Below are 12,490 nucleotides of genomic sequence, written 5' to 3'. Positions count from 1 at the left end.
AGTAACTTCATCGTAATTTTTAAGTGAAGTCTCAACTTTAGTTCTAGCTGCTTCTTGACCTCTTCTTCCAATAGCTGTACCTGATGATACTGCTTCTAAACATCCTATGTTTCCACATCCACATCTTGGTCCAAATGGTGCTACTGTTGTATGTCCTATCTCTAATGCATTTGAAGTGTTACCTCTGTAGATTTGACCGTTTAAAACAGCTCCTCCACCAACTCCAGTACTTACTGTAAAGTAAACCATATTTTTAGTTCCTTTACCTGCACCTAACATATACTCTCCGATTGCTGCTACGTTAGCATCGTTGTCAAGGTAAACTGGTACGTTGAACTTTTCGTTTAACGGTTTCACTAAATTGAAATCTTTAAATGGTAAGTTTGGTGTACTTATTATTATTCCTTTTTCAGCATCTAAAGGTCCTGGAGAACCGATTCCAATAGCTTTAACTTCAGATATATCAATATTTGAATCATTTATTACGAATTCTATGTTCTCTATTATTCTTTGAAGAACCTTTTCTTCTCCTTCGTGAGCATTTGTTGGTATAACGTTGATGTTAGATACCTTTCCTTCTAAATTTGCTAAAGCTGTACTTATTTTAGTACCGCCTAAGTCAACTCCTACTACATAACCCATAGTTTAATTTCCCTCCAATGACTTTGCTTTTGATTTGATGAATTAATTGTTTCTATTTTTACAATAGTCTTATTATACAATATTTTTAAAGATTTTTAAAATAATTAAAGAAAAAATATCGGTAAAGTTAAAAAACTATACCGATATTTTGGTTATTTTTAGAAAGTTTACTACCTTCTAGCCTTTATATAATACTCTCCGTTTTCTCTTATTCCACAATCTTCTATATAAAAATTATTATCTTCTAGCATAGAATTTATAATTTTTACGCTAGAATTATTGTTTTCTCTAAATGTTATAGTAAATTTATCGTTAGTATCTATTATTGAAAGATACTCATAAATATTGCTATATTCTATAGAATTAATATCTCCTCTTATATCCATCTGATAATCTGACACTTAACTCGCTCCCATCATCTTTTTTCTTTTTATTATTACCAGATAACTTTATATTTATTCACTTTCTTTATTTGAAATAATTTTATCAACTTCTGTTATAGGAACTTCTTCATATCTTTCAAAGGTCATTTTAAAACTTCCTCTAGCTTGAGTTATAGACCTTAAATCTGTAGCATATCTAAATAACTCTGCACTTGGAACTTCGCATAATAACTTTTGCATTTTAAAGCTTGGCTCCATTCCCATAACTCGTCCTCTCTTTTTATTTATATCACCTATAACATCTCCCATATATTCATCTGGTATTAATAATTCTAGTTTCATTATAGGTTCTAATAATATTGGTTTTGCTTCGCTTATTCCTTTTTTGTATGCAATTGTAGCTGCTATCTTAAATGCCATTTCTGAAGAATCTACAGGATGGTGAGAGCCATCATGTAATGTTGCTTTTAAACCTATAACTGGATACCCTGCTAAAACTCCATGTTTTATGCAGTCTCTAAGTCCTTTTTCTACTGCCGGTATATAATTTCTAGGCACAACTCCTCCAACTACATTATCAACAAACTCTAAATCTTCAAACCCATCATATCTTCTTTCAAATTTAATTTGAACGTCACCGTATTGACCGTGTCCCCCTGATTGTTTTTTATGCTTTCCACGAACGTCACTACTTCCTTTTATAGTTTCTCTATAAGGTATTTTTGGTTCTTTAAGTAAAACATCTACTGAAAACTTATTTTTAACCTTGCAAGCTAAAACTTCTAAATGAGTTTCTCCAACTCCAGATATTATTAGTTCTGCATTTTCAATATCCCTTCTTATCTTAAAAGATGGGTCTTCTTCTAATAACTTATTTAAAGCTAAAGATATCTTTTCCTCATCTCCCTTTGATTTAGGAAATACAGCCATAGACATAACTGGTTCTGGAAAATCAAAGCTTTCATAAACATATTTAAAACTCGGATCTACTAAAGTATCTCCAGTGCAAGTTTCTTGAAGCTTTGCAACTGCCCCTATATCACCTGCTATTATTTCATCTGTTTGGATTTGATTTTTACCATTCATAAAAAATATATTTGAAAGTTTTTCTTTTTTCTCTTTATTGGTATTTAAAACAGACATATCATTTTTAAGTTTTCCTGTTATAACTTTAAAAAGTGATATCTTACCTACAAAAGGGTCAGCTATAGTTTTAAATACAAATGCAGAAAAGGGATCGTCCTCATTTAAACATATATATTCAGTTTCTCCATCTATATTTTTAGCTTTTTTTGCATTTGTAAGTTCTGGAGACGGGAAACATTCTACTATATCATCTAAAAGACAATTCATACCTATAACTTTAATTGCACTCCCACACATAACAGGTACAATATCACCTGTAGCACACCCATTTATAAGTCCATTATAAAGTTCTTCGTCGCTAAGCTTACCTTCGCTAAAATATTTTTCAAGTAATGTTTCATCAGTTTCAGCTACAGCTTCTGTTATCATTTCTTTACATTCCATTATTTTATCTTTATATTCATCTGGAACTTCGCAAATGTCCATAGTTTTAGTTTTTTCATTATAAATTCTAGCCCTATTAGCTATAACATTTATAACACCTTTAAAATCATCTTCTTTTCCTATAGGATATTGAATTGGAACTACACTCATTCCAAATCTTTCTTTTAACTTATCTAAAGTCTTATCAAAATTTGAGTTTTCTCTATCTAACTTATTTATAAAGAATGTTCTAGGTAATTTTATATTGTTACAATATTCAAATGCCTTTTCAGTTCCAACTTGAACTCCTGAAACTGAACACACAGTAATCATAGCAACATCAGTTGCACTCATTCCTTGAATATTTTCTCCTATAAAGTCAAAGTATCCTGGCATATCTATAAGGTTAACTTTAGTTTCATTCCAATTCAAAGAAGCTATTGAAGTTGAAATAGATATATTCCTCTTTTTTTCTTCTATATCATAATCAGATACTGTTGTTCCATCATCTATTTTCCCAAGTCTCTTGGATACGTTTGCATTATATAATAACGCCTCAACTAAAGATGTTTTTCCTGAACTTCCATGACCTATTATCCCTATATTTCTAATATTCTTTATATTGTAGTCTTTCATTAATCTGCTAGATAAATTTATCTAGCTTCACCCACCTTTCAAAAAACTCTCATAATAATTTATGAATACTTTTTGTAATTTAGACTGAAAAGCCTTGTAATATTTATATATTTTGAAAAATTAAATACTTTAAGAGAAGCTAAATATTTTAAAACTTGGCTAATTAGAATTTACTTAAATAATATAAATAAGCACCTTAAAAATAATATAAAGGTTATAAATATAGATGATTTAAATCACTTATCATACAAAGATAAATCTATAGAAAACTTTGAACTAAAAGAAGCTATAAAAACTTTAAAGGAAGATTATAAGGTAGTTATAACACTCTTTTATATTATGGATTTTAGTATAAAAGAAATATCTAAAATATTAAACGAAAAAGAGGGGACTATTAAATCTAAATTATCTAGAGCTAGGTCTTCTCTTAGAGAATATTATGGTTTAAATAAGGGGGTTAATAATGGATAATTTAGATTTCGATTTAGAAAATTTAAAAAATGAAAAGATAGAAGTTCCATCTTCTGTACTTAATAAAGTTAATGAATCATTCTATAAAATAAGGGAACCTAAAAAGAAAAATAATTCAAAAAGAATACTAAAAATAGCTATAGTCTTTGCAGCAATACTTTCAATATCTTTTGCAAAACCTGTATCAGCTAATTTAAAAAAGATATTTCTAAATCCTGATAATAAAGGTATAGAAACGGCAATAGAAAACAATTATATTCAAAAAATATCAGAGAAATCTTTTAAAACTTCTGATTTTAACTTAAATTTAGACAAGGTGCTAGTTGATAGTACTAATATTATGTTAACTTACAAACTATCATTTGAAGATAAATCTAAAATATCAAAGCTTGATTTAGAGAATTTAACCTTTAGTAGTGATGTAACTTTAAAATTAGATAATAAACCTGTAGATATTAGTTTTACTCAATACACTGTAGAAAATTCTAATAATAACACACTGATTTTAAATTCACTCTTTAGAACTTCTAAGTTAAATAAAGCTAAAAATTTATCTATAAATTTAGGTGGACTTAAATTATCTACTTCAAATAAAGATAAGTGTTTATATTATTCTGATTCAAGCTTTAATTCAAATATAAAATTAGATGATAAATTCTCATCTAAAGAAGATATTAAATATAAAGTAAAATCTTCTTCAAAAAACATAATAGTAAATGAAGTTACAGCTACTAAAACAGGATTGTTTGTGGACTTAGAATATTTAGCTTTAGGGCATAATGAGAATCTACTAGAAAATATAAAACTTTTATCAAATTCTAAAGAATATAAATCATCTTTTGGAGAAATAGGATCTAAAGATAATAAAGACACTGTAAAAATAACCTTTAGTTCCCCTACTTCATTTGATAATTTAGACAGCTTTAAAATAGAAATTAAAAATCCAGATGGTATTAGTAAAGATACTGTAGAACTATCTAAATAATAAAAAATGGATGCTAAAATTAATTTTAGCATCCATTTTTATTAATCTTCGTAAAGATAAGCTCTAGTTAAAGGTAATTCGTTATTTATACCTTTTGAATATAAAGTTTGGTGTATATCTATTGACCAATAATGGAACCCTGCCGCACAAGATGTTAAATAAAGGTGCCACATTCTTAAGAATTTCTCATCAAACATTTTTCTTTCTTCTGCTATATGTTCTTCAAAGTTTTTAACCCACTCTTGTAGTGTTCTCATATAGTGTAATCTTAAACTTTCAACATCTATAACGTGGAAATCCATATCTGATGCTACATCTATTTCTTCTCTTAATGTTGGTAAATATCCGCCTGGGAATATATATTCAGTTATAAATTTATTACCTTCTGTTTCTACTAAGTTAGTTATATTATGTAATAAGAATAAGCCTGACTCTTTTAATACTGCATTTACATTCTTATAAAATAAAGGTATATTTGCATGACCTACGTGTTCAACCATACCAACGCTTACAACCCTATCAAATTCTAATCCTGATTTTTCAAGGTCTCTATAATCCATTAATTTAACTTCTACTAAATCTTCTAAACCTTCTTCTTTTATTCTTTCAGTTGCTTTAGAAAATTGTTCTTCACTTAAAGTTATTCCTAATGCTTTTACTTTATAAAGTTTTGCAGCCTCTATTATTAAATATCCCCATCCGCAGCCGATATCTAATAATCTTTGACCTTCTTTTAAATTTAATTTTTTAAGTATATGTTTGATTTTATTCATCTGGGCATCATAAAGAGTGTCATTTTCATTTTTAAAATATCCACATGAATAACTCATTGTCTCATCTAACCATAAACTATAGAAGTCATTTCCTATATCATAATGGTGTGCTATATCTTTTTTTGATTTCTTTAATGAAGGTGCTTTTACTTTTCCAGCAAATTTTAAAAGTCTTGACCCTTTATTTAAGAAACTTTCTTTATTTCTTATAATGCTTTCAAATATCTCTTGTGAATCTCCTTCAAAATCAATATCTCCATCCATATAAGCTTCTGCTAAAGCAACGCTTGCATCTTCTAATAAATCTTTTTTGCTTGGGAATTTATTAATTATAAGTTTGAATTTTGGTTCTCCCTCTCCGACTTTTAATATTTCCCCATCCCATAGTTTTACTTCAAAAGTTTCGTCTGATAAATGTTCAGTAAATTTCTTTACTAATGTTTTATTTAGTTCCATAACTTTCCCTCCAATCTAGTTGTACTTGTTTATTATATTCCTACTTTTTTTAAATAGGTAAACTCCTTATTTTTATAAATATCTATAAATTTTAGTTATTAGACTAAGTAATCATAGTATTCTTTTAAATAGCTTTCTTTTACTCCATATTCCTTTATTCAGATAATCTTAACTACTTAATTTACTAGCTTTAGCTATTACTCTGAACTTTCTATTAATACTTAACTAACTATTAATAAAAAAGCTATCTAATCCCTAATCTCTTAGGTTTAGATAGCTTTCAAATTATTCACATGTAAAATTTTAGATTACATTGATAATATAAACGGAATTAATTCAACCATCTCATTAATTCCTTTAATTCCATTATATGTTTTATCTTTTGTTTTATCTAAAGCTTGCTTAGCTTTCTCTTTATCCTTAGCTTTTGTTAATGCATTTAGTTTCTTAATTAAGTTTAATTTACTTGTATTAATATCCATTTTTTCGTCTCTTATTTTGTGGATCTTAATTAACTCATCACTACTTGAAATCAGACTTTTTACTGTAGCATCATCAACTACAAATCCTTCTAAAGTCATAACTTCCGCTATATCGCTATTTAAATCTACTCCTGATGCATATATAGTTGCCTTAAATTTACCTAAGTCATTTGTTAATAAATGAGCATATGCATTATACATATAACTATCTGGAAGTTCATCATTTTCTATAGGTTCTGAAATTTCTCCTTTTTCTAATTTCTCATCTTTTTCATCTGCTGCTAAGTAGAACTTTATTTTTTCTAAATAATCATTCAATTCTTCATTTGAATTTTCTAGTTCTACCTTCTTCCAATCCTTAGTCTTCTCTAAAAGATATAAATAATAATATCCATATCCTATAGATAATACTTTTTCTTCTTTTATTAAATATCCTTCATTATCTATTACTAATTCTTTTAACTTAGTAAGTGTTACGTTACTCTCATTTTCTAAATTTAATAATCTATAATAAATAGTTTGTCTATATAAATTAGTACAGTATTTTAAAAAGCTCTCATCTAAAAATTTCTCTTTATTTTCCTTTAATTCTTCTAAAAGTTCTACTTCTACGTACTTATCATTATGCATTGAAATAATTAAATTCTCTGAAACCTCTTTTAGTTTTTTAAGTTTTGACGGCTTTTCCCCATATCCGAAGTTTAAATTTGGTGACTTTTTTAATTCCTTTAATAATATCTCTTCTTCCTTTTTTAAAGGTGAGGATAGTCTTAATTTGTTAAAGTCATCTAATTTAGTCTTAACTTTTCTCACTTCAAGCTTTCCATCTAATGCACCTTCAAATATTTCTGGATATTCTAATACTAAATCAATAATATATGCTCCATCTCCGCACACATAAAACCTTGATCCATCAATTATCTTTTGAACATTATTTCTTGCTATTTGCGCATAATCTTCTTTATTATCTTCTTGCGTATTATATAAATATAAAGCGTGATAGGTATCTATCCACCAATCTGCAGGAACATCCCTAAGTGGTGCTTCTTTAGCACTTACTTTTTCAATACATTTTGCAGTATATATTAAATCGATGTAATTACTCTTTCTCCACGGAGTTTTCGGTATATATCCTAAAATATAAGCTTGTGAGTCTGTACTTGTTTGTGCATAAAAATCAAAAAACTTTTTTTGTAATAGTAATGCATGTAGTTGTTTTTGTAAAATACCACCTGAATAACACTCATAATCCCCTACTGGAATATATCCTTCATATTCTATTCCAAATATATATGGTGTACACCTTTTTAACGTTTCTCTATATAAACTATTTTCACCAAGTAACCTTAAACAACTAGCCGCCTTAAGTCCTTTCTCACCTTTTTCTAAAACTAATTTAATACTCTCATCAAGGTATTCCTGATATATCTTTCTTACATGATTTTTTTCAACTGTATTAAACATAAGATAACTACAAATTACTTTTTCATATGCATCATACCATGACAACTCCACTTCATCTAATTCCAGAGTTTCTCTTATTTTTCCCTTTACACATTCATGATTATTTTCACCAAAAAACTTCATCAAATCTCCCCTTTGTTTTTGTATTATTTTACCATACAGATTTTTATTTTACAATTTATTACAATAAATCTTTTCTATAAAAAATCCTGTAAATTGAAAAAGTAAGTTCCGTTTTTTATATTCAAAATTCAAAATGAAAATTAGTCTTGCACGAGCTTTGATATAATTAAATTGATATTTGTTCCTATCGTATTAGGAGGATTAATTATGACAAAGGAAAGCATCTTACAATAGAAGATCGTCTTATAATTGAATATAGTGTAGATCAAAATTACACTTTAAGAGAAATAGATTTTGCAATGTTTCGTACTGGGTATGGAAGAAATAATATAGATAAACAGTTCGTAAGAAATATTAAAGAATTATATAATGCTAATCGTAAATATTCTACTATTCTGAGTATTTTTGAAAGTTTTCTCGTAAATTTTCTTAAATTTGAAGGATATTACCTTAAATTATAGAATATTATCAAATACATTATGTTGGAGGTATAAATTTATGAAAAGAAATATTATCATTTGGCTTAATTCTATATTAATTGTTATCACACTTATAATTCCATTTATACCGTATAAAATTCATAAAGAAGAAAGCAATCCTAATTTAGATAAAATTCAATTTCGTTTTGACTCTATGGATGGGTTTGTAAGTAGACATGAGTATTATGGCTATAAATTCTACGAAAATAGTCTTATTGGAAATACATTATATGATGAATTAACTACTTTTAAAAATGGAAATCCAACTTATATAGATTTTGATTTATACGGAAATATTATAACAGATAAATCTGGTAATAAATTTTTAAATGTAAAAGAGTGGTCTCCTTCATATGGTAATATAAAATTAATGCATACTTATATTTGGGAAAAAAATATTAAAGATACATATTTAATTTTCCTTATACTAATAATAATTTTTCAAATTTTCCTAGTAATAAAAAATAAATTTCATATAACTTAATAGAATATTTTTATAAACTGCTATAGATCTTATAATGAATATTCAACTAAGCAATGCTCTCGACTTACCTGTTATCCCTATGTTTGTAATTGATGTAATACAAGCACTGCGTGTACTTACGAAAAAAGCTACTATAAGACTAAAGTTGCAGATATAAAATATAAGGAACTTTTAACCTCATCTAGAGAAGCTCTTAATATAACTCAAAAAGAATTGGAAAAAATAGATAATATAATATCTCCATTAGTTTTAAAAGGGCAATCAATATCTCATATTTTCACTCATCATAAAAACGGAAGTTAGTTTTGCATTCAACGTATAAAAAAATCCCTACAGAACAATTTGTTCCATAGGGCTTAAGTCTTATTATTATATTTCTGCTATATTGAATATCTCTAAATTATTCTCTTTGTTATATCCTTCTTTTTTAACTTCAATCAATGCCCTTAAAGTATCTAGTGCTGTCATAACTCCTATATTTCTTTCAACAGCTGCTCTTCTTATTAAGAAACCATCTCTTTTTGAATCATTACCTTTTGTTGGAGTATTTATTACTAAATCTACTTCTTTATTTTTAACTGCATCTAATATATTTGGGCTTTCTTCGTTTATTTTTCTTACCTCTTCTGCATCTATTCCATTATCTCTTAATAGCTTGCAAGTTCCTTTAGTAGATATAAATTTATATCCTAATTCTGATAAATCCTTAGCCATTTTTAAGAATTCTTCCTTATCATGCTTTTTAATAGTTGCAAGGATCTTTCCGCTTTCCATTTTAGGGTACATAGAAGCCCCTAAGAATCCTTTATATAAAGCTTCACTTAAAGTTCTTCCTATTCCTAAAACTTCACCTGTTGATTTCATTTCAGGTCCTAATGAAACTTCTACGTTTGGAAGTTTTTGAGTTGAGAATACTGGAACCTTTACTGATACTAAATCTGGTTCTTTATATACATCTACTCCATATCCTAAATCTTTTATCTTTTCTCCAAGCATTACTCTAGTTGCGATTTCAACTATAGGCACTCCTGAAACTTTACTAATATACGGAACTGTTCTTGAAGCTCTTGGGTTAACCTCTATTACATACAGATTTCCTTCAAACTCTATAAACTGGATGTTTATCATTCCGTTTATTCCGATTCCAAGTGCTAATTTTTTAGTATAATCTAAAACTTTTTCTTTTATTCCTTCTGATATATTTTGACTTGGGTACATAGTTACACTATCCCCTGAGTGAACTCCAGCTCTCTCTAAGTGTTCCATTATTCCAGGTATTAATATATTTTCTCCATCTGAAATTGCATCTACTTCTATTTCTCTTCCCATTAAATATTTATCTATAAGGATTGGATTTTTCTTATCTCTTTCGAAAGCATTTACTAAGTAGTAGCTTAATTCTTCCTCGTCATAAGTTATTTCCATACCTTGCCCTCCAAGTACATATGAAGGTCTAACTAATACTGGGAACTTAAGTTTTCTAGCTTCTTCTAATCCGTCTTCTACGTTCCAAACACCTTTTCCTTTAGGTCTCGCTATATCTAGCTTTTCTAAAAGATCATCAAATTTTTCTCTATCTTCTGCCATATCTATTTGATCTGCAGTAGTTCCAAGAGTTACTATCTCCTTTTCTTTTAAGAAATTAGCAAGTTTTATAGCCGTTTGTCCTCCGAATTGAAGTATTACTCCATCTGGATTTTCTTTTTCGATTATATTTAAAACATCCTCTTCTGTTAAAGGCTCAAAATATAATTTATCTGAGATATCAAAATCTGTACTTACTGTTTCAGGGTTATTATTTACGATTATAGTTTCTATTCCTAATTTTTTTAGTGCTTTTACGCAGTGAACAGAAGCATAATCAAACTCTACTCCTTGTCCGATTCTAATAGGACCTGATCCTATAACCATAACTTTTTTCTTACCTTCTGTTATTTCTACTTCATCAAACTCATCGTAAGTTGAGTAGTAGTATGGTGAAACAGCCTCAAACTCACCTGCACAAGTATCAACCATCTTATACGTAGGTTTGATGTTCCAAATCTCTCTAAGTCTATTTATATCTTCTGGGCTTACTTCTAAAAAGTCTGCAATTCCCTTATCTGAGAATCCTTTTTTCTTTAAGTTAAGTAACCATTCTTTATCTAAATCATCTATAGTACTAAGTTTTAATCTTTGTTCTTCATTAACTATCCATTTTATTTTTTGAACGAAGAATTTATCTATTCCTGTTATTTCAGAAACTTTTTCTACTCTATATTCTCTTCTTAGCATTTCAGCTAAAGCAAATATTCTCTCATCATCTGGAGTCATTACTCTATCTTTTAATTCTCTCATGCTAAGTTCTCTAAACTTTTTATGCTCTAAAGAATATTTTCCTATTTCTAAACTTCTTATTCCTTTTAAAAATGCTTGCTCAAAGTTTGAACCTATAGCCATTATTTCTCCAGTTGCCATCATCTTAGTTCCAAGTGCTCTATCTGCACTAAAGAATTTATCAAAAGGCCATTTTGGAATTTTACATACTACGTAATCTAAACTTGGTTCAAAGCATGCATAAGTTCTTCCTGTAACTGCATTTTTTATTTCGTCTAAGCCGTATCCTAAAGCTATCTTAGTTGCAAGTTTTGCTATAGGGTATCCTGTCGCTTTTGATGCAAGTGCTGAAGACCTTGATACTCTAGGGTTAATTTCGATTACTGCATATTCAAAGCTATCAGGATTTAATGAGAATTGTACGTTACAACCACCTTCTATCCCTACTGCATTTATAATATTTATAGATGCAGTTCTAAGCATTTGATATTCTTTATCTGAAAGAGTTTGAGACGGAGCAACTACTATACTGTCTCCTGTGTGGATACCGACTGGATCTATGTTTTCCATGTTACATACAGTAATACAGTTTCCGTATGAATCTCTCATAACTTCGTATTCTACTTCTTTCCAGCCTTTAACTGATTTTTCTAGAAGAACTTGTCCTATAGTACTTAACTGAAGACCTGATGTTAAAATATCTTTAAGTTCCTCTTCTGTTTCAGCTATTCCTCCACCAGTTCCACCTAATGTGTATGCAGGTCTAACTATTACTGGGTATCCGATTTCTCTTGCAAATTCCATTCCCTTTTCAAATTCAGTTATAATTTCACTTTTTATAACTGGCTCATTTATTCTATTCATCATAGCTCTAAATAGCTCTCTATCTTCACCGTCTTTAATAGAAGCTACTGATGTACCTATTATTTTTACGTTGTATTTATCAAGAATACCTTCTTCGTATAATTCTACTGCAAGGTTTAGACCTGTTTGTCCTCCCATTCCTGCAAGTAAACTATCTGGTCTTTCTTTTGCTATTACTTTTTCTATAAATTCTATAGTTAATGGTTCTAAGTAAACTTTGTCTGCAACTTCTTTATCTGTCATTATTGTAGCTGGATTTGAGTTTACTAAAACAACCTCTATTCCTTCTTCTTTAAGTGCTTCACAAGCTTGAGTTCCTGAATAATCGAACTCTGCTGCTTGTCCTATAATAATTGGGCCTGACCCTATAACTAATACTTTTTTAATATCTTTATTTAATGGCATAACTTTTCCCTCCTAAAA

Annotated in this window: 9 protein-coding genes; 3 read left to right on the top strand and 6 right to left on the bottom strand. The window is 28.6% G+C overall.

The window, feature by feature from the left end; genetic code table 11:
• The 3 genes from M4I33_RS15240 to fusA form a co-directional block, all read right to left on the bottom strand.
• On the bottom strand, positions 1–642 hold a 642-nt coding region (locus tag M4I33_RS15240; RefSeq protein WP_257917623.1), incomplete at its 3' end, for an ROK family protein.
• Positions 643–812: 170 nt separating this feature from the next.
• Positions 813–1,043: a hypothetical protein gene (locus M4I33_RS15235; protein WP_257917622.1), complete on the bottom strand. Its 231-nt coding sequence runs from the start codon at positions 1,041–1,043 to the stop codon at positions 813–815.
• Between the two features lie 54 nt (positions 1,044–1,097).
• Entirely contained in the window at positions 1,098–3,170 is a 2,073-nt protein-coding gene (gene fusA, locus M4I33_RS15230) for an elongation factor G (RefSeq protein WP_257917621.1), read from the bottom strand.
• A gap of 84 nt (positions 3,171–3,254) precedes the next feature.
• On the opposite strand from fusA, the gene M4I33_RS16945 reads away from it, so the two are divergent.
• Together M4I33_RS16945 and M4I33_RS15225 are read left to right on the top strand one after the other, a co-directional pair.
• Positions 3,255–3,641 (top strand): RNA polymerase sigma factor, encoded by a 387-nt coding sequence (locus tag M4I33_RS16945; RefSeq protein ID WP_374707718.1) that lies wholly within the window; start codon positions 3,255–3,257, stop codon positions 3,639–3,641.
• Positions 3,634–4,626: a hypothetical protein gene (locus M4I33_RS15225; protein ID WP_257917620.1), complete on the top strand. Its 993-nt coding sequence runs from the start codon at positions 3,634–3,636 to the stop codon at positions 4,624–4,626. The genes M4I33_RS16945 and M4I33_RS15225 overlap by 8 nt, the downstream gene beginning before the upstream one ends.
• Before the next feature lie 41 nt (positions 4,627–4,667).
• On the opposite strand, the gene M4I33_RS15220 is transcribed toward M4I33_RS15225, so the two are convergent.
• Both M4I33_RS15220 and M4I33_RS15215 read right to left on the bottom strand, forming a co-directional pair.
• Complete coding sequence (locus M4I33_RS15220) at positions 4,668–5,855, bottom strand: cyclopropane-fatty-acyl-phospholipid synthase family protein (protein WP_257917619.1); 1,188 nt, start codon at positions 5,853–5,855, stop codon at positions 4,668–4,670.
• 308 nt (positions 5,856–6,163) lie between these two features.
• Positions 6,164–7,924, bottom strand: a complete 1,761-nt coding sequence (locus M4I33_RS15215; RefSeq protein ID WP_257917618.1) for a hypothetical protein — start codon at positions 7,922–7,924, stop codon at positions 6,164–6,166.
• A gap of 498 nt (positions 7,925–8,422) precedes the next feature.
• Between M4I33_RS15215 and M4I33_RS15210 the strand changes: the two genes are divergently transcribed.
• Positions 8,423–8,887: a hypothetical protein gene (locus M4I33_RS15210; protein WP_257917617.1), complete on the top strand. Its 465-nt coding sequence runs from the start codon at positions 8,423–8,425 to the stop codon at positions 8,885–8,887.
• 369 nt (positions 8,888–9,256) lie between these two features.
• Here M4I33_RS15210 and carB read toward each other — a convergent pair whose 3' ends face one another.
• Positions 9,257–12,472, bottom strand: coding sequence for a carbamoyl-phosphate synthase large subunit (gene carB / locus M4I33_RS15205; protein WP_257917616.1), 3,216 nt, complete (start codon positions 12,470–12,472; stop codon positions 9,257–9,259).
• Between the last annotated feature and the right edge of the window lie 18 nt (positions 12,473–12,490).

Source organism: Clostridium sp. LY3-2, from assembly GCF_024705715.1.
Lineage (GTDB): Bacteria > Bacillota > Clostridia > Clostridiales > Clostridiaceae > Clostridium.
This window is presented reverse-complemented; position numbering and strand designations above follow the sequence as displayed.